Below are 21,999 nucleotides of genomic sequence, written 5' to 3'. Positions count from 1 at the left end.
ATTTTTGGCCTGGAATGGATAGCAGAGGGATCTCCCCATCGGGAGTGACGTATTTTGAGGAATAACAATGAAAAAAATCGCAATCACCTGTGCATTACTCTCAAGCTTTGTCGTGAGCAGCGTATGGGCCGATGCCGCCAGCGATCTGAAAAGTCGTCTGGATAAAGTCAGCAGCTTCCACGCCAGTTTCACTCAGAAAGTGACCGACGGTAGCGGTGCAGCAGTGCAGGAAGGCCAGGGGGATTTATGGGTCAAGCGCCCAAATCTGTTTAACTGGCATATGACGCAGCCTGACGAGAGCATTCTGGTGTCTGACGGTAAAACGCTGTGGTTCTTTAACCCCTTTGTCGAGCAGGCAACGGCGACCTGGTTGAAGGATGCGACAGGCAATACGCCGTTTATGCTGATTGCCCGCAACCAGTCCAGCGACTGGCAGCAATACAACATTAAGCAAAACGGCGATGACTTCGTCCTGACGCCGAAAACCAGCAACGGTAACCTGAAGCAGTTCACCATCAATGTCGGGCGTGACGGCACCATTCATCAGTTTAGTGCGGTAGAGCAAGATGGTCAGCGCAGCAACTATCAGCTGAAGTCTCAGCAGAATGGCGCTGTAGAAGCATCGAAATTTACCTTTACCCCTCCGCAAGGCGTAACGGTAGACGACCAACGTAAGTAGAGGCCTGTGAGTGAGCAATCTGTCGCTCGATTTTTCTGATAATACTTTTCAGCCACTGGCCGCGCGTATGCGGCCAGAAAATTTAGCACAGTATATTGGTCAGCAGCATCTGCTGGCTGCGGGTAAGCCATTACCTCGCGCCATCGAGGCGGGTCATCTGCACTCCATGATCCTGTGGGGGCCGCCTGGCACGGGAAAAACCACCCTTGCCGAAGTGATCGCCCGTTATGCCAATGCTGATGTCGAACGTATTTCGGCTGTCACTTCTGGCGTGAAAGAGATCCGCGAAGCCATTGAACGTGCTCGCCAGAACCGTAACGCGGGCCGTCGCACGATCCTGTTTGTCGACGAAGTTCACCGCTTCAATAAAAGCCAGCAGGATGCGTTTCTGCCGCATATTGAAGATGGCACTATCACCTTTATCGGCGCCACAACTGAAAACCCTTCCTTTGAGCTGAACTCCGCGTTGTTGTCGCGAGCGCGTGTCTATTTGTTGAAATCGCTGACCACCGACGATATTGAGCAGGTGCTGAGCCAGGCGATGGAAGACAAAGCACGTGGCTATGGCGGTCAGGATATCGTCCTGCCGGATGAAACATGCAGGGCGATAGCCGAACTGGTTAACGGCGATGCGCGTCGTGCGCTAAATACGCTTGAAATGATGGCGGACATGGCGGAAGTCGATGCCAGTGGAAAACGTGTTCTTCAGCCTGCGTTACTGACAGAGATTGCCGGGGAGCGCAGCGCGCGCTTTGATAACAAAGGTGACCGCTTTTACGACCTTATCTCCGCATTGCATAAATCTGTTCGCGGCAGCGCCCCGGATGCGGCGCTCTACTGGTATGCGCGTATCATTACTGCCGGTGGCGATCCGCTGTACGTGGCGCGTCGTCTTCTGGCTATTGCGTCTGAAGATGTGGGTAATGCCGACCCACGCGCCATGCAGGTGGCGATCTCCGCATGGGACTGTTTCACCCGCGTTGGCCCGGCAGAAGGCGAACGTGCGATTGCGCAGGCGATTGTCTACCTGGCCTGTGCGCCAAAAAGTAATGCTGTTTATACCGCTTTCAAAGCCGCGATGGCCGATGCACGTGAACGCCCGGATTACGACGTGCCGGTTCACCTGCGTAATGCACCGACTAAACTGATGAAAGAAATGGGGTATGGGCAGGAGTATCGCTATGCCCATGATGAGCCCAACGCGTACGCCGCAGGTGAAGAGTATTTCCCGGCTGAAATGGCACAAACGCGCTATTACCATCCGACTAAACGGGGTCTTGAAGGTAAGATTGGCGAAAAGCTCGCCTGGCTCGCTGAACAGGATCAAAATAGCCGCACAAAACGCTACCGCTAGCGCAGGCGTTGCGGTAATGTTGGCAATGTATCTTTGCAACCGCAGGCTGCGGTTGCATTCCCTTTTTTAATTCGATAAGCACAGGATAAGCATGCTCGATCCCAATCTGCTGCGTACCGAGCCAGACGCAGTCGCAGAAAAACTGGCACGCCGGGGCTTTAAGCTGGATGTAGATAAACTTCGCGCTCTTGAAGAGCGTCGTAAAGTACTGCAGGTAGAAACCGAAAACCTGCAGGCAGAGCGCAACTCGCGATCGAAATCCATTGGCCAGGCGAAAGCGCGCGGGGAAGATATCGAGCCATTACGCCTGGAAGTGAACAAACTCGGTGAGCAGCTTGATGCCGCGAAATCTGAGCTGGATGTGCTGCTGGCGGAAATCCGCGATATCGCGCTGACCATCCCGAACATCCCTCACGATGACGTACCGGTCGGTAAAGACGAAAACGACAACGTTGAAGTCAGCCGCTGGGGCACCCCGCGTCAATTCGATTTCGACGTTCGCGACCACGTTACCCTGGGCGAAATGCACAGCGGTCTCGATTTCGCTGCTGCGGTTAAACTTACCGGCTCTCGCTTTGTGGTGATGAAAGGTCAGATCGCCCGTATGCACCGCGCACTGTCGCAGTTCATGCTGGATCTGCACACTGAACAGCACGGTTACAGCGAAAACTATGTACCGTATCTGGTGAACCACGACACGCTGTACGGTACCGGTCAGTTGCCGAAATTTGCCGGCGATCTGTTCCATACGCGTCCGCTGGAAGAAGAATCCGACAGCAGCAACTATGCGCTGATCCCGACTGCAGAAGTGCCGCTAACCAACCTGGTGCGCGATGAAATCATCGACGAAGACGACCTGCCGATCAAAATGACCGCGCATACGCCGTGCTTCCGTTCCGAAGCGGGTTCTTACGGTCGTGACACGCGTGGTCTGATCCGTATGCACCAGTTCGACAAAGTTGAAATGGTACAGATCGTTCGTCCGGAAGATTCCATGGACGCACTGGAAGAGATGACCGGCCATGCTGAGAAAGTGCTTCAGTTGCTGGGTCTGCCGTATCGCAAAATTGTTCTGTGTACCGGTGACATGGGCTTCGGCGCATGCAAGACCTACGATCTGGAAGTGTGGATCCCGGCTCAGGATACCTATCGCGAGATCTCTTCCTGCTCTAACGTCTGGGATTTCCAGGCTCGCCGTATGCAGGCGCGTTGCCGCAACAAGTCTGACAAAAAGACCCGTCTGGTTCATACACTGAACGGTTCTGGTCTGGCCGTTGGCCGTACGCTGGTGGCGGTAATGGAAAACTATCAGCAGGCAGATGGCCGCATTGCGGTGCCGGAAGTATTGCGTCCGTATATGAACGGACTGGAATATATCGGCTAATACTGCTTTCTTTGAGTTAAAAAAGCGCCTAAGGGCGCTTTTTTTATGTCCGTTTGATACCGAACAATAATCCATACCCCCTTAGAGGTAATACTGGCTTCGTATGAAACTCAGCAGATTTCGCTGAATTTCATCACACTCATTATATACAAAACTATATAGCGATGATGTCGATATATAAATAACTACACAACGAAGTTTTGCCTTTGTTATGTGAGCAGCAGAGTGAGCCATTATGAAAACTAAGATCCCCGATGCCGTACTGGCAACTGAGGTGAGTCGTCGCGGTTTGGTAAAAACGACGGCGATAGGCGGACTGGCAATAGCCAGTAGCGCGTTCACCCTGCCATTTACCCGAATCGCGAATGCCGCTGAAGCAATCAGCCCGGCTCAGTCCAGCGAAAAAGTGGTCTGGAGCGCCTGTACGGTAAACTGTGGTAGCCGCTGTCCACTGCGTATGCATGTGGTGGATGGGGAAATCAAGTACGTTGAAACCGATAATACCGGTGATGATGATTACGAAGGATTGCATCAGGTACGTGCCTGCCTGCGTGGACGCTCTATGCGTCGACGTGTCTACAATCCCGACCGCCTGAAATATCCGATGAAACGTGTAGGCAAGCGCGGCGAAGGCAAATTCGAGCGTATTAGCTGGGATGAAGCCTACGAGATCATCACGACCAATATGCAACGTTTGATTAAAGACTATGGCAACGAGTCGATCTATCTGAACTATGGTACCGGTACGCTCGGCGGTACGATGACGCGTTCATGGCCGCCAGGCAAAACGCTGGTTGCGCGTCTGATGAACTGCTGCGGTGGGTATCTGAACCATTATGGGGATTATTCTTCTGCGCAAATTGCAGCCGGACTGAATTACACCTACGGCGGCTGGGCGGATGGCAACAGCCCTTCTGATATTGAGAACAGTAAGCTCGTCGTCCTGTTTGGTAATAACCCTGGCGAAACCCGCATGAGCGGGGGCGGGGTAACCTATTACCTCGAACAGGCGCGTCAGAAATCAAATGCACGAATGATCATCGTCGACCCGCGCTACACCGATACGGGGGCAGGGCGAGAGGATGAATGGATCCCGATTCGTCCGGGTACCGACGCGGCGTTGGTTAATGCGCTGGCGTACGTACTGATTACCGAAGACATGGTCGATCAGCCGTTCCTCGACAAATATTGTGTGGGTTACGACGAAAAAACCTTACCTGCCAGTGCGCCGAAAAATGGCCACTATAAGGCTTATATTCTGGGGCAAGGTAAAGACGGTATAGCGAAAACGCCTGAATGGGCAGCGCAAATTACCGGTATTCCGGCTGAGCGAATTGTGAAACTGGCCCGTGAAATCGGCAGTGCTAAACCGGCCTATATTTCGCAAGGTTGGGGGCCGCAGCGCCATGCGAATGGTGAAATTGCGACGCGTGCCATTTCCATGCTGGCGATACTAACCGGCAACGTTGGTATTAACGGTGGTAACAGCGGTGCGCGCGAAGGTTCTTATAGCATTCCGTTTGAACGTATGCCGACGCTGGAAAACCCGGTAGAAACCAGTATTTCGATGTTCATGTGGACGGATGCGATTGAACGCGGTCCTGAAATGACCGCGCTGCGCGACGGTGTGCGTGGTAAAGACAAGCTTGATGTGCCGATCAAAATGATCTGGAACTACGCGGGCAACTGTCTTATCAACCAGCACTCGGAAATCAACCGCACGCATGAAATTCTCCAGGATGACAAGAAGTGCGAAATGATTGTTGTCATCGACTGCCATATGACCTCTTCAGCGAAATATGCCGATATTTTGCTGCCTGACTGCACGGCATCCGAACAGATGGACTTTGCGCTGGATGCCTCCTGCGGGAATATGTCGTATGTGATTTTCACCGATGAGGCCATCAAGCCCCGTTTTGAATGTAAGACGATCTACCAGATGACCAGCGAGCTGGCAAAACGTCTGGGGGTAGAGCAGCAGTTTACTGAAGGGCGTACCCAGGAAGGGTGGATGCGCTATTTGTACGAGCAGTCGCGCAAAGCCATGCCGGAACTTCCGTCATTTGAAGAGTTCCGCAAGCAAGGGATCTTTAAACAGCGCGATCCTGCAGGACATCACGTGGCGTACAAAGCGTTCCGTGAAGACCCACAGGCTAATCCACTGACGACACCGTCCGGTAAAATCGAGATCTACTCGCAGGCGCTGGCAGAGATTGCAGCGAGCTGGGAATTGCCTGAAGGTGATGTGATCGATCCGCTGCCGATCTATGCGCCGGGTTTTGAAAGCTACAACGATCCGTTGACCAAAGACTATCCGCTGCAGTTGACGGGCTTCCACTACAAGTCTCGCGTGCACTCAACTTACGGCAACGTGGATGTGCTGAAAGCGTCCTGCCGCCAGGAAATGTGGATTAACCCGATGGATGCGCAAAAACGTGGCATCAAAAACGGAGAGAAGGTACGTATCTTCAATGGCCGTGGTGAGCTTCATATCGAAGCCAAAGTCACGCCGCGTATGATGCCAGGCGTTGTCGCCCTGGGTGAAGGGGCCTGGTATGACCCGGATGCGAAACGCGTAGATCAGGGCGGGTGTATTAACGTTCTGACAACGCAGCGTCCGTCGCCTCTTGCGAAGGGGAATCCGTCACATACCAACCTCGTTCAGGTTGAAAAGGTCTAAGGAGTAACCGATGACAACCCAGTATGGATTTTTTATTGATTCCAGCCGTTGCACCGGTTGCAAAACCTGCGAACTGGCTTGCAAAGACTACAAAGATTTAACCCCGGACGTCAGTTTCCGTCGTATTTACGAGTATGCCGGCGGCGACTGGCAGGAAGATAACGGCGTATGGCACCAGAATGTCTTTGCCTATTATCTCTCCATCGCCTGCAACCACTGTGAAGATCCGGCCTGTACCAAGGTCTGCCCAAGCGGTGCGATGCATAAACGTGAAGACGGTTTTGTGGTGGTGGACGAAGATGTCTGCATCGGTTGCCGTTATTGCCATATGGCCTGCCCGTACGGCGCACCGCAATACAATGCCGCTAAAGGCCACATGACCAAGTGCGATGGTTGTCACGACCGTGTCGCCGACGGCAAAAAACCGATCTGCGTGGAGTCCTGCCCGCTGCGCGCGCTGGACTTCGGCCCGATTGACGAGTTGCGTAAAAAACATGGCGAACTGGCCGCAGTCGCACCGTTACCGGGCGCGCATTTCACGAAGCCATGTATCGTTATCAAACCTAACGCCAATAGTCGCCCGACCGGAGATACCACCGGTTATCTGGCAAATCCGAAGGAGGTGTAAGATGGGAAGTGGATGGCATGAATGGCCGCTAATGATCTTCACGGTCTTCGGACAATGTGTGGCTGGCGGTTTTATCGTAATGGCATTAGCGCTGATGAAAGGGGATCTGCGTGCTGAATCTCAGCAGCGGGTCATTGCCTGTATGTTTGGCCTGTGGGTGCTGATGGGGATCGGTTTTATTGCCTCAATGCTCCATTTGGGCTCACCGATGCGCGCCTTTAACTCGCTTAATCGTGTGGGATCTTCAGCGCTCAGTAATGAAATTGCCAGTGGCTCTCTCTTCTTTGCCATTGGCGGGATCGGCTGGTTGCTGGCTATGCTCAGGAAACTCTCTCCCGCGCTGCGTAATCTGTGGCTGGTTGCGACGATGGTACTGGGCGTTGTCTTTGTCTGGATGATGGTGCGTGTGTATAACACCATCGACACCGTACCGACCTGGTACAGTGTGTGGACTCCGGTAGGCTTCTTCCTGACGCTGTTAATGGGCGGTCCGTTATTGGGTTATCTGCTGCTGCGCCTGGCGGGTGTGGACGGATGGGCAATGCGGTTGTTACCGGTTATTTCTGTACTGGCGCTGGTTGTCAGTGCCATGATGTCGGTGATGCAGGGCGCTGAACTGGCGACGATCCATAGCTCAATTCAGCAGGCATCTGCGCTGGTGCCGGATTACGGTTCATTAATGGCCTGGCGTATTGTGCTGCTGGCTGTGGCGTTATGCTGCTGGATCCTGCCGCAGCTCAAAGGGTATCAACCCGCAGTACCGCTGCTGTCAGTCGCGTTTCTCCTGCTGTTGGTGGGGGAGTTGATTGGTCGTGGCGTGTTCTACGGTTTGCATATGACGGTCGGTATGGCGGTCGCGAGCTAAGCGTAGAGAGTGTCAATCATCTGAACCGGGGCTTTTGCCCCGGTTTTTCTTTTTTAACAGCAAGGAGTCTAACGAACGAAAAATAGGGCATTTTCAATCATGAAATTTTTCGACTGAACGAAACGGGACAATTTTGTCTTAGATCAATTAAAACAATAACCTGGGATTTATCACTTTCCATTCATTCATGTTAAGAATCAGTATTTCAAATCGATAGCCCAGAAACCCCGCCACGCCGCTGATTTCGCCGATTGACAATGTTTTTGCCGGTGGCATGATGCGCATGAAATTTGAACTTCCTCACGGTTTTTATCCATGTCCACCTATACCCGGCCTGTCATGCTGTTGCTGTGTGGCTTGCTTTTATTGACTCTGGCGATAGCGGTATTAAACACGCTCGTTCCGCTATGGCTCGCCCAGGAAGAACTGCCGACCTGGCAGGTCGGCATTGTCAGTTCGTCCTACTTTACCGGGAACCTGGTCGGGACATTACTCACAGGGTATTTAATTAAACGCCTTGGGTTTAATCGCAGCTATTACATTGCGTCGCTGATTTTTGCCGTCGGCTGCGTAGGGCTGGGCGTGATGGTGGGATTCTGGAGCTGGATGACCTGGCGCTTTATCGCGGGCGTCGGTTGCGCCATGATTTGGGTCGTTGTCGAAAGCGCGCTGATGTGTAGCGGCACGTCGCGAAACCGTGGCCGGTTGCTTGCTGCCTATATGATGGTCTATTACGTGGGGACATTTCTTGGCCAGGTGCTGGTCAGTAAAGTGCCGACGGATCTGATGAACGTGCTGCCCTGGGTAACCGGAATGATTCTGGCTGGGATTTTACCGCTGCTCTTTACCCGTATTCTGAATCAGCAGTCTGAAGACCAAAGCACGACGCCGATTGTCTCTATGCTTAAGCTGCGCCAGGCGCGGTTGGGCGTGAATGGCTGCATTATTTCCGGAATTGTGCTGGGTTCTCTGTACGGTCTGATGCCGCTTTATCTGAAGCACCAGGGGATCAGCAACGCCAGTATCGGTTTCTGGATGGCGGTATTAGTGAGTGCCGGTATTCTGGGGCAATGGCCGATTGGCCGTCTGGCCGACAAGTTTGGTCGACTGCTGGTTTTACGTGTCCAGGTCTTTGTGGTGATCCTCGGCAGTCTTGCCATGATGATGCAGGCTGCAATGGCGCCAGCGCTGTTTATTCTGGGTGCAGCCGGTTTTACGCTTTACCCGGTGGCGATGGCATGGGCCTGTGAAAAGGTCGGACAGCACCAACTTGTGGCGATGAATCAGGCGTTATTGCTGAGCTATACCGTTGGTAGCCTGCTTGGCCCCTCATTTACGGCGATGCTGATGCAAAATTATTCAGATAATCTGCTGTTTATTATGATTGCCAGCGTATCGTTTATTTATCTGTTGATGTTACTGCGCAAGGCTGGCGAGCATCCAACCCCCGTGGCGCATGCCTGATGTAAAAAAGCCTGTTCACAACAGGCTTTTTTTATGCCGTCATATCTAAGAGTTTTACGTATTGTTTACTTCCTGAGAGAAACGATAATTCAATCAGGCATCTCTTTTAAAAGGCTGCAATCATGTCAACACGTCGTTTCCTCACTACCGCGTTGGCGGTGGTGTTGTCTTTAACATTCGCTTCTGCTCCGGTTATCGCCGATCCTGGCAATGGTAATGGGAATAGCGGCGGTAAAAGCAATAGCGGCAACCATGGTAATGGAAATTCCGGTAACCATGGAAATAAACAAAATCATGAGAATAAGTCAAAGGCGGATAAAAAGAACGTCGATGATGATGTCTCTATTCGGATTAATTACGATCGCGCACGGTCGTTGGCACTCAATTACGGTTTAACCGGATATAAAGCGCTTCCCCCCGGCATTGCCAAAAACTACGCCCGTGGTAAGCCTCTGCCGCCGGGGATAGCAAAGAAAATGGTGCCTTCTTCAATGCTGGGGCAATTACCGTCTTATCCGGGTTATGAATGGCGCATTGTCGGTGAGGATCTGGTGTTAATTGCACTGAGTACCGCGATTGTCACCTCCGTGATAAACGGCGTCTTTAAGTAAGCCTAAAAGCTGCATTACGATGGGCCATGGCAATACAGCATGACCGTACGTATTTATTTGCTCGAGGCACTTTTCCTGACACCAGGTTTGTTTTTCAGCCTGTAATCTACAACCTGCAGTGGCGCTGAAGGGACAGCAGGTATGTTTCGCCGAAATAGCCGGTGCGATGATGGTTGCGGATGAATTACTTCATGCGCTGAAGGAACTGGATGAGCGCTATGCGGAATGCAGCAAAGCGCATAAGAAGCGTATTTTTCAGTCGAGCACGCGGCAAATACGCTGTCGGAAAATTTTATGTCGTGAAGATCTTACTCCAGCGGTGCCAGCGTTTGTGGGACGGTATACTGTTTCCCGTCATAGTGCAGGGTCCAGGTGGCCTTACCAGGTGTATCTTTCGCAGTACATTCACCATTAGCATCAATAAAGGCTGTGGATGCCACACTTTTTTCGCTGACACGGATATCGGCGTAACCCTTATGGGAAGAGGGGGCGATAGCAAGAGTACGTTTGATATCGTTAAACTCTCCAGCACAGTTTCCGTCCCATTCGCCGCTGTTAGCCGTCAGCGCGATCCCCTTTAATACCAGGCGTAGTTGGTCATTTTCAATGACGTACAACGACAGCGCATCTTCACCAATCGGATTAACACGCGAGCTGCCGCTACGGGTGATGTGCAGACCAAAGGCGGTTTGGCCGGGAGCCACTTTCCAGCGTGCGGTATCAAGGGCGATACCCGTAATGCGGATAGCATCATCACTCATCCGCTCTGGCAGGAGTAATCGTTGTTTAACCTCCAGGGTGACGGAGTTGAGTACCAGCAACTCCAGATCGCCATTGTGTCCATAGTCGATTTTCTCCTGGGACATCAGGGGTACAGCCGCAAGTGTCAATTCAGACTGGGCAGGCCAGACGCGGCAAATTGCGCTTTGTGGTGAGTTGCCCGTGATATCGATAACCTGATTACCATGGGTGATCATCGTACCTTCCGCTGCCGGTTTCGCATCTGGCCACACGTGCTGCACAATGGCATTAATATCGCAACGAGTGGCGGCGTTCAGGCCCTGGCTGGACAGCAGTAAAATCCCTGAAATAAGTAAGCGCATAATTATCTCCTTTAACGGCCTGACAGGTAGACGCTGGCTGCAACCTGCTCGCTGTCGGTTAAATCAACGATCATCGGTATATGCCCTGGGTGACTCTTTTGGCTAATTATGGGAAGGGGGAAACGCTCAGTTGCGTCGGTGCAGATTTGATTATTAGCAACTTTATAAATATTGCCTATTCGGGGGCTGAGCGGCGCTGAGCGTAGTTTGTCGATATCGCTTTGGCTGTAAGGATTGCATTCATTACAGCGAGCAAAGGGATTACCGTAGAAGAACGCGACGGTTTCTTCAGTATTGTCATCGTTATACAAATAACGAAGCTCCGGCCCGGGATCAACCCGGGCCGGAGCTTCGTGGCGTGTAAACAGAAGCGCGAACATTCCATATCGCAAAACGCCATCCATGCTTTGCTTCCTTAATACATTAATATCAATACATCACTTTATGACCATACTGCTCGAGAATGCCTTTTACGCGGTCCATGGTCTCTTTCTTCGGTGGATGAACGCCATCAAGTTTGTACTCTTCACCCATCGCCACCCATTTGTGTTTACCCAACTCGTGATACGGCAGCAGCTCAATTTTCTCGACGTTGCCCATATCACGGGTAAACTCGCCCAGGCGATGTGCAGAGTCATCATCATCTGACCACCCCGGTACGACGACGTAGCGGATCCACACGTTAATATTTTTCGTGGACAGGTAGCGGGCGAATTCCAGCGTGCGATGGTTAGAGACGCCTACCAGGTTCTGGTGGATCTCGTCATTCATTTGCTTCAGGTCAAGCATGACCAGGTCAGTCACTTCCAGCAGCTCATCGATCACCGGATCGTAACGACGGACAAAACCGTTTGTGTCGAGGCAGGTGTGAATGCCCTCTTTTCTACAGGCGCGGAACCAGTCGCGAACGAACTCCGCCTGCAGAATAGCCTCACCGCCGGATGCGGTAACGCCGCCGCCGGAGGCGTTCATAAAGTGACGATAGGTGACGACTTCTTTCATCAACTCTTCAACAGTCACTTCTTTACCGCCGTGCTTATCCCACGTATCACGGTTATGGCAGTACAGGCAGCGCATCAGGCAGCCCTGGAAAAAGGTAATAAAACGGATACCTGGGCCGTCAACGGTGCCACAGGATTCAAAGGAGTGAATGCGACCAATAACTGACATTGCGGTGTTTCTCCAGATGTGGCCCATCCGGGGCCGTGTGAGTGCACAGTTGTTCACTGTGTCGAGTCTGTTTTGGCAGTCATCCATTGAGTATAGATAGCTGACGAAACAGGCTGCGGGTAGGGGGACTACCTGTTAAAAAGGCCCCACTTACGTGGAGCCTTTATTGTACGCTTTTTCAGTCAGACAGGGAATTACATGGTCTGAGTGAAGGTACGGGTAATAACGTCCTGCTGCTGTTCTTTAGTCAGGGAGTTAAAACGTACTGCGTAGCCAGATACACGGATGGTCAGCTGCGGATATTTTTCCGGGTGTTCCATCGCGTCCAGCAGCATTTCACGGTTCATGACGTTTACGTTCAGGTGCTGACCGCCTTCAATGGAAGACTCGTGATGGAAGTAACCATCCATCAGGCCTGCCAGGTTGGTCTTACGAACTTCGTCGTCTTTACCCAGTGCGTTCGGAACGATAGAGAAGGTGTAAGAGATACCATCTTTAGCGTAAGCAAACGGCAGTTTTGCAACGGAGGTCAGAGAGGCAACAGCACCTTTCTGGTCACGGCCGTGCATTGGGTTAGCACCCGGTCCGAACGGCGCGCCAGCACGACGACCATCTGGGGTGTTACCGGTTTTCTTACCATACACAACGTTAGAGGTGATGGTCAGAACAGACTGAGTCGGGATAGCGTTACGGTAAGTATTCAGTTTCTGAATTTTCTTCATGAAACGTTCTACCAGGTCAACCGCCATGTCATCAACGCGAGAGTCGTTGTTACCAAACTGCGGGTATTCGCCTTCGATTTCGAAGTCAACAGCCAGACCGTCTTCGTCACGAATCGGTTTAACTTTCGCATATTTGATTGCAGACAGGGAGTCAGCAGCAACGGACAGACCAGCGATACCACACGCCATGGTGCGGATTACGTCACGGTCGTGCAGCGCCATCAGAGAGGCTTCGTAGCTGTACTTGTCGTGCATGTAGTGGATAACGTTCAGCGCGGTGACATACTGCTTAGCCAGCCAGTCCATGAAGTGATCCATGCGGTCCATCACTTCGTCGAAGTTCAGAACGTCGCCTTTGATCGGTTCAGATTTCGGACCAACCTGGATTTTCAGTTTTTCATCAACGCCGCCGTTGATTGCGTACAGCATGGTTTTCGCCAGGTTTGCACGCGCACCGAAGAACTGCATTTGTTTACCAACAACCATCGGGCTTACGCAGCAAGCGATAGCATAATCGTCGTTGTTGAAGTCCGGACGCATCAGGTCATCGTTCTCGTACTGCAGAGAAGAGGTGTCGATGGACACTTTAGCGGCGAATTTCTTGAAGTTCAGAGGCAGTTTTTCAGACCACAGAACGGTGATGTTCGGCTCCGGAGAAGGACCCATGGTGTACAGGGTGTTCAGGAAGCGGAAGCTGTTTTTGGTTACCAGAGTACGGCCGTCAACGCCCATACCACCGATAGATTCAGTTGCCCAAATCGGGTCACCAGAGAACAGTTCATCATATTCAGGAGTACGCAGGAAACGAACCATACGCAGTTTCATGACCAGGTGGTCAATCATTTCCTGAGCGTCAAGCTCTGTGATTTTGCCTGCTTTGATATCACGTTCGATGTAAGCATCCAGGAAGGTGGATACGCGACCGAAGGACATTGCTGCACCGTTCTGAGACTTAACAGCGGCCAGGTAGCCGAAGTAGGTCCACTGGATAGCTTCCTGAGCGTTGGTAGCCGGACCAGAGATATCGCAACCGTATTTAGCTGCCATTTCTTTGATCTGACCCAGCGCGCGGTGCTGTTCAGCGATTTCTTCACGCAGACGGATAGTTGCTTCCAGGTTTACGCCGTTTTCCAGATCGGACTGCAGAGAGACGAACTGAGCGTATTTGTCTTTCATCAGGTAGTCGATACCGTACAGCGCAACGCGACGGTAGTCACCGATGATACGGCCACGGCCATACGCATCTGGCAGACCAGTCAGAACGCCAGACTTACGGCAGTTCAGAATGTCTTTGGTGTAAACATCGAATACGCCCTGGTTGTGGGTTTTGCGGTATTCGGTGAAGATTTTTTTCAGCATCGGGTCCAGTTCGCGATCGTACGCTTTGCAGGAACCTTCAACCATTTTGATGCCGCCAAACGGGATAATCGCACGTTTCAGCGGAGCTTCAGTCTGCAGACCAACAATTTTCTCGAGCGCTTTGTTGATGTAACCCGCGTCGTGAGAAGTGATGGTGGATGCAACGGAGGTGTCAAAGTCAACAGGCGCGTGAGTGCGGTTTTCCTGTTTAACGCCTTCCATCACGCTGTCCCACAGAGCTGTGGTCGCATCGGTCGCGCCAGCCAGGAAGGACTCGTCACCCTCATACGGAGTGTAGTTTTTCTGAATGAAGTCACGGACGTTTACTTCATTCTGCCAGTCACCTTTGGTAAAACCTTCCCAGGCTGTGGCTAACTTTTCATTAAGCTCGGACATGTAACACCTACCTTCTTAAGTGGATTTTTTATTTACTGCGTATAACAAACATCAAAGGACTAATGATGGTCGTTGCCACGCAGGTAAATGACCCAGTATGTCAACCCGACCAACAAACCGCCGCCGATAATGTTACCGATCGTAACCGGAATCAGGTTATCGGTGATGAAATTCATCACGGTCAGGTGAGTAAAATTATCCGGAGCGGAACCGACAGCGGCCCAAAATTCCGGTGTTGCGAAGTCGCGGATTACAATACCCAAAGGGATCATAAACATGTTTGCGATACTGTGCTCAAAACCGCTGGCCACAAACATGGCGACCGGTAATACCATGATGAACGCTTTGTCCATCAGGCTGCGACCCGAGTAGCTCATCCACACGGCCAGGCAAACCATCAGGTTAGCAAGAATACCGAGGCAGACAGCTTCAACAAAAGTATGGTGCATTTTATGGTCAGCAGTTTGCAGAACGTTGAGTCCCCATGCGCCATTGGCGGTCATATACTCGCCAGATAGCCACATAAGTAATACGAACAGCAAGGCGCCGATCAGGTTGCCAACATAAACGTTAAGCCAGTTTTTTGCCAGTTGACCCCAGGTGATACGGCCGCTGGCCTTGGCGACGACAATCAGTACGGTTGACGTAAAGAGGTCTGCGCCGCAGATAACACAAAGAATCAGCCCCAGAGAGAAGCAGATACCCCCCACCAGTTTAGCCATACCGAACGGCATCGTTCCGGTACCGGTTGTGGCGGTAATATAGAAAACAAAGGCGATTGAGATGAATACACCGGCAGTAATCGCCAGATAGAAAGTCTTCAGCGGATGTTTCGTTGCTTTATAGACACCTGCTTCTTCGGCCACTTTGGCCATTGCAGCAGGGAGTAATAGATCAAAAGGGTTGTCAGCTTTCACACTAACTCTCTCTTTATTAAGTCGGCGACGAGATACTAACAAAGCATTATAGATGAGAATTTGATATAGATCATATCTCACCTGGCTTATAGGCCTTCAAGTCGCATGGTTTTTGCACGATTGCGATGTAATTAATTGATTTATAAAATAAAAATAAATTTTAAAAGTTATAATGTGAGTTGAATTTTTTCTCTGGACCTCTGGAAATGCAGTTAATTAAAATGGAGTAATTGACATATATAGCAACACTTACGCATTATTTTATGTAATATCAACTACCAATATTTAACCTTGTCATTACATTTATTTTTGGTTAGGCAAAAATAAGTAAAACGGGGCACTAAAAGCGCCCCGTAATATAGCTCAACCGAGTGTTCAAGCCTACTTAGAGTATGCTATTCGGTTTTATTTTGACCACCAGAGGGCTTTTGCACGTTGCAGCTTCTCATAGGCCTTCAACAGAGACTGGTGCGATGGGAAAGCCAGTAAGTCGCCGTCAACCGCCTGTAACCCATAAAACGCCGATTCGCCGCTCAATGCCGCGCTTGCCGCTTCAACGGCTTCTGCGCCATACATGCGAATAAAGGCATTCAGATATTGCAGAGGTTCACGATCTTCTTCCTGCGCCAGCAGCAGTAATGTCTGTAGGCAACGGTAGTAGTTCGCACGTTCAGCGCTGAAGACAGAGGCGTTAAACTCCATCGTCCACTCAGTCCAGATCAGCGCCTGCTCAAGGTCGCCGCCTGCCAACGCCAGCATTGCTTTTAGCTCGCCAATACGCAGCGTAGACCAACCGTTATCCGGCCCGGTTGCCAGTCCCAGCAGTTCGCGTACGCGGGTAAAGTCGTCAAAACCTTCTTCGTCGAGTTGTTCGATCAGATTCAGGTAGGCTTCTTTTTCCCACTCGCTACCCGGCAGAGCAAGGATCGTTTCGCGCAGATGGCTACCCATGCTGTTGTTGGCTAACCACAGATCTTCGGCCGGGTAGATGTCAGACATGCCCGGCACAATGATACGGCAGGCATAAACGCCCAGGTGCTCATAGTCGGCGATGTACACTTCTTTATCTTCAGCATTGAAGATAGCCATCAGGGTCGCGAATTCTTCTTCCGTGGTGCCGGAGAAATTCCAGTCAACGAACGGGTAATCGGCATTCTGCTTGAACAGATCCCAGGAGATCAGACCGCTGGAATCGATGAAGTGAGTTTCGAGGTTGGTGTGTTCAGCCACTTCTTCATCATCAAAAGTTGGCGGAGTGAACACATCAAGATCTTTCAGACCGCGACCCTGCAACAGTTCGGTGACCGTGCGCTCCAGCGCCACGCCGAAGTCCGGGTGCGCACCGAAGGAGGCGAAGCAGGTGCCGTTGGCTGGGTTGAACAGAACCACGCAGATAACCGGATACTGGCCGCCCAATGAACCGTCATAAGCGAAAATCGGGAAACCTTCGGCTTCCAGCTTCGCGATGGATTCGACTACCGCCGGATAACGCGCCAGCACATCGGCAGGGATTTCCGGCAGGCTGATGCTTTCCGCGATAATGCGATTCTTCACATAACGTTCAAAAACTTCAGACAGCCCCTGAACGCGCGCTTCATTCGGTGTGTTACCGGCGGACATCCCGTTAGAGACATACAGGTTGCCGATAATATTCATCGGAATATACACGGTCTTGTTATCAGACTGGCGGGTAAACGGCAGACCGCAGACGCCGCGCTCTTCGTTACCGGACTGCAGGTCAATCAGCATGCTTCCGGTCAGTTCGTTATCCGGATCGTAAAACGCACGCAGACGCGCATCCAGCAGACCTTCAGGAACGTCGTCGTCTTCGGTTAACGGGAACCATTTTTCGTTCGGGTAATGTACGAACGGACCGTTGGCGATGGTGTCGCCGAGCCAGAAATCAGCAAAGAAATAGTTCGTGGACAGACGCTCAAAATATTCGCCCAGCGCGGAGGCCAGTGCCGCTTTTTTGGTTGCGCCTTTACCGTTGGTGAAGCACAGCGCGCACTCTTTGTCGCGAATGTGCACAGACCAGACGTTTGGCACCGGATTCAGCCAGGAGGCCTCTTCAATATGGAAACCAAGGTCGAGCAGTTTTTGCTGGAAGCGAGCGATGGAATCTTCCAGAGCAGCGTCTTTGCCAGGGATAAATGTTTGCGTCATGAAAATCACTTTTGTCGTACGGAAAGCGCGCAATGATACGGGTTTTCCAGGCATGGCGCTATCGCCACCGGGCCTTCGGCGTAAATAAAAGTATTGACTATGCTTTTACAAAACTCACCCGCGCAAGGGCATAAAAATGAAGGCGTTTGATTGGCAACGTATGGCGCTGGATAACGTGCCGCTGGAGTTTCTGGGGGAAGTTGCGCTGCGAAGCTTCTATACCTTTGTTCTGGTGTTTCTTTTTCTGAAGATGACCGGACGCCGTGGCGTACGGCAGATGTCGCTCTTTGAAGTGTTGATCATTTTGACCCTGGGGTCGGCCGCCGGAGATGTCGCGTTTTATGATGATGTTCCGCTGCTCCCGGTGCTGGTCGTTTTTCTCTCGCTGGCCTTGCTTTATCGGTTGGTCATGTGGCTGATGGCGCACAGTGAGAAACTGGAAGATATGCTGGAAGGCAAACCCGTGGTGATCATTGAGGACGGTGAACTGGCCTGGTCGAAGCTCGGGCGGGCGAATATGACCGAGTTTGAGTTCTTTATGGAGTTGCGTCTAAATGGTGTTGAACAACTGGGGCAGGTGAAACTCGCTATCCTCGAAATCAATGGGCAAATTAGCGTCTATTTTTTTGCCGACGAAGAGGTGAAGTCTGGACTCAGCATTTTGCCTAAACAGTGTACGCAGCGATTTAAAGTTGTTCCCGAGGCGGGGGACTACGCCTGTGTGCGTTGCAGCGAAGTGGTAGCGATGAAAGCTGGCGATCATCAATTATGTCCACGCTGTGCAAATCCAGAATGGTCGAGGGCCAGTCAGGCAAAACGGATCGTCTGACAGCAAAAATATCGGTTTTAACCCGACAAACCGACAGATTCTGTTGTGTGATACAACGCGCATTTTTGCGCCGGTCAGTTTTACCCATTGCGGCGCGTGTCACTGAATGATAAAACCGATATCCACAGCAATAACATATATCCAATGTCTGTCGTTCTGCTGTTCGCAACTGACGGGATGTTGAGTTGAAAACAATACAACGTGGTGAGGGGAAATGGCTCAGGTCTTCAATTTTAGTTCAGGTCCGGCAATGCTACCGGCAGACGTGCTTAAACTGGCGCAACAGGATCTCTGTGACTGGCAGGGTCTTGGCACATCGGTAATGGAAATTAGCCACCGCGGCAAAGAGTTCATCCAGGTCGCAGAGGAAGCAGAGAAAGATTTTCGCGATCTCCTCAGCATCCCCTCTAACTACAAAGTCTTGTTCTGCCATGGCGGTGGCCGTGGTCAGTTTGCCGCTGTTCCGCTCAATATTCTGGGCGATAAAACAACGGCGGATTATGTTGACGCCGGATATTGGGCTGCCAGCGCCATTAAAGAAGCCAAAAAATACTGCGCCCCCAATGTGATTGACGCCAAAGTCACCGTTGACGGTCTGCGTGCGGTTAAGCCAATGAGCGAATGGCAGTTGTCCGATAACGCCGCCTATTTGCACTACTGCCCGAACGAAACCATCGACGGTATCGCGATCAATGAAACGCCGAATTTTGCGTCTGATGTGGTCGTAACCGCCGATTTCTCTTCGACAATTCTCTCTACACCGCTGGATATTTCCCGTTACGGGGTGATTTATGCCGGTGCGCAGAAAAATATCGGTCCTGCGGGTCTGACGATTGTGATCGTTCGTGAAGATTTACTGGGCAAAGCGCATACATCCTGCCCGTCTATCCTTGATTACAGCGTGCTGAACGAGAACGACTCCATGTTCAACACACCGCCGACATTCGCCTGGTATCTTTCTGGCCTGGTCTTCAAATGGCTGAAAGAGCAGGGCGGTGTGGCCGCGATGGATAAAATCAATCAGCAAAAAGCCGAACTGCTGTATGGCGTGATTGATAACAGTGATTTCTATCGTAACGATGTGGCGAAATCTAACCGCTCCCGCATGAACGTACCGTTCCAGTTGGCTGATAGCGCGCTGGATAAACTCTTCCTGGAGGAGTCATTTGCAGCAGGTTTACATGCGCTGAAAGGCCACCGAGTGGTGGGGGGAATGCGCGCCTCTATCTATAACGCCATGCCGCTTGAAGGCGTTAAAGCGCTGACCGATTTCATGATCGATTTCGAGCGTCGTCGCGGTTAATTGGCGGTACTTTTTCATCCCCACAGCTTGCCTGTGGGGTTTTTATTTCTGTTTTTGAGAGTTGAGTTTCATGGAATCCCTGACGTTACAACCCATCGCGCGGGTCGATGGCACCATTAATCTGCCTGGTTCCAAAAGTGTGTCAAACCGCGCTTTGTTACTGGCGGCGTTAGCACGCGGCACCACTGTTCTGACTAACCTGCTGGACAGCGATGACGTTCGCCATATGCTCAATGCGCTAAGTGCGCTGGGGATTGATTACACCCTGTCTGCCGATCGTACCCGCTGTGAGCTCAACGGCAACAGTGGCGCGTTACAGGCTGAAGGTTCGCTGGAACTGTTTCTCGGTAATGCGGGAACCGCCATGCGCCCACTGGCGGCAGCATTGTGCCTGGGAACGAACGATATCGTGCTGACGGGTGAACCGCGCATGAAAGAACGTCCAATTGGACACCTTGTGGATGCCTTGCGTCAGGGCGGGGCGAATATTGAGTATCTGGAGCAGGAAAACTATCCGCCGTTACGTCTTCGCGGTGGATTTACCGGTGGGCAGGTTGAGGTTGACGGCAGTGTTTCCAGCCAGTTTCTCACCGCATTGTTGATGACCGCGCCGCTGGCGCCGCAAGATTCGACGATTGTTATCAAGGGTGAACTGGTTTCTAAACCGTATATCGATATCACGCTGAATCTGATGAAAACGTTTGGCGTTGAGATTGAGAACCAGAATTACCAGCGTTTTGTCGTCAAGGGAGGGCAGCAGTATCTGTCTCCGGGCGCGTATCTTGTCGAAGGCGATGCTTCTTCCGCATCGTATTTCCTCGCGGCAGGCGCCATTAAAGGTGGAACGGTGAAGGTAACCGGTATTGGCCGTAACAGTATGCAGGGCGATATTCGTTTTGCCGATGTGCTAGAAAAAATGGGCGCGACGGTAACCTGGGGTGACGATTTTATTGCCTGCACGCGGGGTGAATTAAATGCCATTGATATGGATATGAACCATATCCCGGATGCAGCAATGACCATTGCAACAGCGGCATTGTTTGCGAAAGGCACGACGACGCTGCGTAATATCTATAACTGGCGTGTGAAAGAAACCGATCGCTTATTTGCAATGGCGACCGAGCTGCGTAAAGTGGGCGCTGAAGTGGAAGAAGGGCACGATTTCATTCGCATCACACCGCCGGCTCAATTACAGTTCGCCGAGATTGGCACGTACAACGACCACCGCATGGCGATGTGCTTCTCGCTGGTGGCGTTATCCGACACGCCGGTAACGATTCTTGATCCTAAATGTACCGCCAAAACCTTCCCGGATTATTTCGAACAACTGACGCGAATTAGTACGCTTGCGTAATCATAAATAATGAGTGATGAACGCCGACCTTGAGTCGGCGTTTTTTTTCGGACTTTTTAGCCGTTCGCAACAATGTTAATCTCCGTGTGCTTTTATAACTCATTAATATTTATAGAAATTATGTTTAATCAACGGATGATTCACATGAAAAATGTAAAATTACTGCTGGCACTGGCCGTTTCCGCCGCGCTGCTGAGTGGCTGTCAGAATACACACGGTATCGACACCAATATGGCGGTAAGTTCAGGGTTGTCTGCTTACAAAGCAGCGACGCTGACGGATGCCGATGCTAAAGCGATGGCGAACCAGGGTTGTCAGGAACTGGATAGCCAAAATCAAATGGCCAGTTCGTCCAGCAAATACAGCAAACGCTTAGCCAAAATCGCCAAAGCGCTGGGTAATAACATCAACGGTACACCGGTAAATTATAAGGTATACATGACCAGTGATGTTAACGCCTGGGCGATGGCAAACGGCTGCGTACGTGTCTATAGCGGCCTGATGGACATGATGAACGACAATGAAATCGAAGGCGTTCTGGGCCACGAACTGGGTCACGTCGCGTTGGGGCATTCGCTGGCAGAAATGAAAGCATCTTACGCTATCGTTGCCGCACGCGACGCTATCTCCGCCACCAGCGGCGTAGCGGCTCAGCTTTCTCAATCTCAGCTTGGCGATATTGCTGCCGGGGCAATCAATGCCAAATACTCGCGTGATAAAGAGTCAGAAGCGGATGATTTCTCTTACGATCTGATGAAAAAACGCGGTATCAGCACGCAAGGGTTAGTCGGCAGCTTTGATAAGCTGGCAACCATGGATTCGGGTCATGCTAAATCGATGTTCGATTCCCACCCGCCATCAACCGAACGTGCGCAACATATCCGCGAACGTATCGCTGCGGATAAAAAGTAAAAGTTTGTCATGTTCCGGGCTGATACCCTCTCAGCCCGCTATAATTGCGTAATTATTCTGCATTCCATCTCCTGTTGCCCGTAATTTGCAAGCAATACTCACT

At 51.5% G+C, this 21,999-nt stretch carries 18 protein-coding genes and 1 pseudogene; 13 read left to right on the top strand and 6 right to left on the bottom strand.

Annotated features, from left to right (window positions below):
- Nucleotides 1-67: 67 nt before the first annotated feature.
- The 9 genes and pseudogenes from lolA to AC07UY_RS10320 form a co-directional block, all read left to right on the top strand.
- On the top strand, nt 68-679 hold the full coding sequence (lolA, locus tag AC07UY_RS10360; RefSeq protein ID WP_162380079.1) for an outer membrane lipoprotein periplasmic chaperone LolA: 612 nt from the start codon (nt 68-70) through the stop codon (nt 677-679).
- Nucleotides 680-689: 10 nt separating this feature from the next.
- Complete coding sequence (gene rarA / locus AC07UY_RS10355; protein ID WP_494701135.1) at nt 690-2,033, top strand: replication-associated recombination protein RarA; 1,344 nt, start codon at nt 690-692, stop codon at nt 2,031-2,033.
- 91 nt (nt 2,034-2,124) lie between these two features.
- Nucleotides 2,125-3,417 carry a serine--tRNA ligase gene (gene serS / locus AC07UY_RS10350; protein WP_203358299.1) on the top strand — a complete coding sequence of 431 codons (1,293 nt, stop codon included), beginning with the start codon at nt 2,125-2,127 and terminating at the stop codon, nt 3,415-3,417.
- 235 nt (nt 3,418-3,652) lie between these two features.
- A complete protein-coding gene (gene dmsA / locus AC07UY_RS10345; protein WP_494659485.1) occupies nt 3,653-6,097 on the top strand; it encodes a dimethylsulfoxide reductase subunit A in 2,445 nt (814 codons plus the stop codon).
- A 10-nt stretch (nt 6,098-6,107) separates the two neighbouring features.
- Entirely contained in the window at nt 6,108-6,725 is a 618-nt protein-coding gene (gene dmsB, locus AC07UY_RS10340; RefSeq protein WP_203358297.1) for a dimethylsulfoxide reductase iron-sulfur subunit DmsB, read from the top strand.
- A gap of 1 nt (nt 6,726) precedes the next feature.
- Nucleotides 6,727-7,590, top strand: coding sequence for a dimethyl sulfoxide reductase anchor subunit family protein (locus tag AC07UY_RS10335; RefSeq protein WP_494659486.1), 864 nt, complete (start codon nt 6,727-6,729; stop codon nt 7,588-7,590).
- 315 nt (nt 7,591-7,905) lie between these two features.
- Nucleotides 7,906-9,054 carry an MFS transporter gene (locus AC07UY_RS10330; protein ID WP_494659487.1) on the top strand — a complete coding sequence of 383 codons (1,149 nt, stop codon included), beginning with the start codon at nt 7,906-7,908 and terminating at the stop codon, nt 9,052-9,054.
- Between the two features lie 122 nt (nt 9,055-9,176).
- Nucleotides 9,177-9,665, top strand: coding sequence for an anti-virulence regulator CigR family protein (locus AC07UY_RS10325; protein ID WP_203358294.1), 489 nt, complete (start codon nt 9,177-9,179; stop codon nt 9,663-9,665).
- Between the two features lie 103 nt (nt 9,666-9,768).
- A pseudogene (locus AC07UY_RS10320) lies at nt 9,769-9,968 on the top strand (MurR/RpiR family transcriptional regulator); the annotation flags it as partial.
- A gap of 5 nt (nt 9,969-9,973) precedes the next feature.
- On the opposite strand, the gene AC07UY_RS10315 reads toward AC07UY_RS10320, so the two are convergent.
- From AC07UY_RS10315 to ycaO, 6 genes are all read right to left on the bottom strand, one after another.
- Nucleotides 9,974-10,768 (bottom strand): PA3715 family protein, encoded by a 795-nt coding sequence (locus AC07UY_RS10315; protein WP_494701134.1) that lies wholly within the window; start codon nt 10,766-10,768, stop codon nt 9,974-9,976.
- An 11-nt stretch (nt 10,769-10,779) separates the two neighbouring features.
- Complete coding sequence (locus AC07UY_RS10310) at nt 10,780-11,172, bottom strand: hypothetical protein (RefSeq protein WP_494701133.1); 393 nt, start codon at nt 11,170-11,172, stop codon at nt 10,780-10,782.
- A gap of 25 nt (nt 11,173-11,197) precedes the next feature.
- Nucleotides 11,198-11,938, bottom strand: coding sequence for a pyruvate formate lyase 1-activating protein (pflA, locus tag AC07UY_RS10305; RefSeq protein ID WP_494701132.1), 741 nt, complete (start codon nt 11,936-11,938; stop codon nt 11,198-11,200).
- A gap of 194 nt (nt 11,939-12,132) precedes the next feature.
- Complete coding sequence (gene pflB, locus AC07UY_RS10300) at nt 12,133-14,415, bottom strand: formate C-acetyltransferase (RefSeq protein ID WP_203358290.1); 2,283 nt, start codon at nt 14,413-14,415, stop codon at nt 12,133-12,135.
- 59 nt (nt 14,416-14,474) lie between these two features.
- On the bottom strand, nt 14,475-15,332 hold the full coding sequence (focA, locus tag AC07UY_RS10295) for a formate transporter FocA (RefSeq protein ID WP_494701131.1): 858 nt from the start codon (nt 15,330-15,332) through the stop codon (nt 14,475-14,477).
- A 405-nt stretch (nt 15,333-15,737) separates the two neighbouring features.
- Nucleotides 15,738-17,498 (bottom strand): 30S ribosomal protein S12 methylthiotransferase accessory factor YcaO, encoded by a 1,761-nt coding sequence (gene ycaO / locus AC07UY_RS10290; RefSeq protein ID WP_494701130.1) that lies wholly within the window; start codon nt 17,496-17,498, stop codon nt 15,738-15,740.
- Between the two features lie 136 nt (nt 17,499-17,634).
- On the opposite strand from ycaO, the gene AC07UY_RS10285 reads away from it, so the two are divergent.
- The 4 genes from AC07UY_RS10285 (at nt 17,635) to loiP (ending at nt 21,896) form a co-directional block, all read left to right on the top strand.
- Complete coding sequence (locus AC07UY_RS10285) at nt 17,635-18,327, top strand: DUF421 domain-containing protein (protein WP_494659491.1); 693 nt, start codon at nt 17,635-17,637, stop codon at nt 18,325-18,327.
- Between the two features lie 214 nt (nt 18,328-18,541).
- Nucleotides 18,542-19,630, top strand: coding sequence for a 3-phosphoserine/phosphohydroxythreonine transaminase (serC, locus tag AC07UY_RS10280; protein WP_494659492.1), 1,089 nt, complete (start codon nt 18,542-18,544; stop codon nt 19,628-19,630).
- 70 nt (nt 19,631-19,700) lie between these two features.
- On the top strand, nt 19,701-20,984 hold the full coding sequence (gene aroA / locus AC07UY_RS10275) for a 3-phosphoshikimate 1-carboxyvinyltransferase (RefSeq protein ID WP_494659493.1): 1,284 nt from the start codon (nt 19,701-19,703) through the stop codon (nt 20,982-20,984).
- A 144-nt stretch (nt 20,985-21,128) separates the two neighbouring features.
- The gene (loiP, locus tag AC07UY_RS10270; RefSeq protein ID WP_203358284.1) at nt 21,129-21,896 is read left to right on the top strand and encodes a metalloprotease LoiP; all 768 of its coding nucleotides are present in this window, start codon (nt 21,129-21,131) and stop codon (nt 21,894-21,896) included.
- The last annotated feature ends 103 nt before the right edge of the window (nt 21,897-21,999 follow it).

This window comes from Citrobacter sp. GW821-FHT02E08 (genome assembly GCF_059421685.1).
This window is presented reverse-complemented; position numbering and strand designations above follow the sequence as displayed.

Coding starts and splice junctions, on each gene's coding strand:
- AC07UY_RS10335 (WP_494659486.1), top strand. CDS start 6,727: ATGGGAAGTGGATGGCATGAATGGCCGCTAATGATCTTCACGGTCTTC.
- pflB (WP_203358290.1), bottom strand. CDS start 14,415: ATGTCCGAGCTTAATGAAAAGTTAGCCACAGCCTGGGAAGGTTTTACC.
- AC07UY_RS10310 (WP_494701133.1), bottom strand. CDS start 11,172: ATGGATGGCGTTTTGCGATATGGAATGTTCGCGCTTCTGTTTACACGC.
- AC07UY_RS10315 (WP_494701134.1), bottom strand. CDS start 10,768: ATGCGCTTACTTATTTCAGGGATTTTACTGCTGTCCAGCCAGGGCCTG.
- AC07UY_RS10285 (WP_494659491.1), top strand. CDS start 17,635: ATGAAGGCGTTTGATTGGCAACGTATGGCGCTGGATAACGTGCCGCTG.
- dmsA (WP_494659485.1), top strand. CDS start 3,653: ATGAAAACTAAGATCCCCGATGCCGTACTGGCAACTGAGGTGAGTCGT.
- serS (WP_203358299.1), top strand. CDS start 2,125: ATGCTCGATCCCAATCTGCTGCGTACCGAGCCAGACGCAGTCGCAGAA.
- AC07UY_RS10325 (WP_203358294.1), top strand. CDS start 9,177: ATGTCAACACGTCGTTTCCTCACTACCGCGTTGGCGGTGGTGTTGTCT.
- lolA (WP_162380079.1), top strand. CDS start 68: ATGAAAAAAATCGCAATCACCTGTGCATTACTCTCAAGCTTTGTCGTG.
- ycaO (WP_494701130.1), bottom strand. CDS start 17,498: ATGACGCAAACATTTATCCCTGGCAAAGACGCTGCTCTGGAAGATTCC.
- AC07UY_RS10330 (WP_494659487.1), top strand. CDS start 7,906: ATGTCCACCTATACCCGGCCTGTCATGCTGTTGCTGTGTGGCTTGCTT.
- serC (WP_494659492.1), top strand. CDS start 18,542: ATGGCTCAGGTCTTCAATTTTAGTTCAGGTCCGGCAATGCTACCGGCA.
- pflA (WP_494701132.1), bottom strand. CDS start 11,938: ATGTCAGTTATTGGTCGCATTCACTCCTTTGAATCCTGTGGCACCGTT.
- dmsB (WP_203358297.1), top strand. CDS start 6,108: ATGACAACCCAGTATGGATTTTTTATTGATTCCAGCCGTTGCACCGGT.
- loiP (WP_203358284.1), top strand. CDS start 21,129: ATGAAAAATGTAAAATTACTGCTGGCACTGGCCGTTTCCGCCGCGCTG.
- aroA (WP_494659493.1), top strand. CDS start 19,701: ATGGAATCCCTGACGTTACAACCCATCGCGCGGGTCGATGGCACCATT.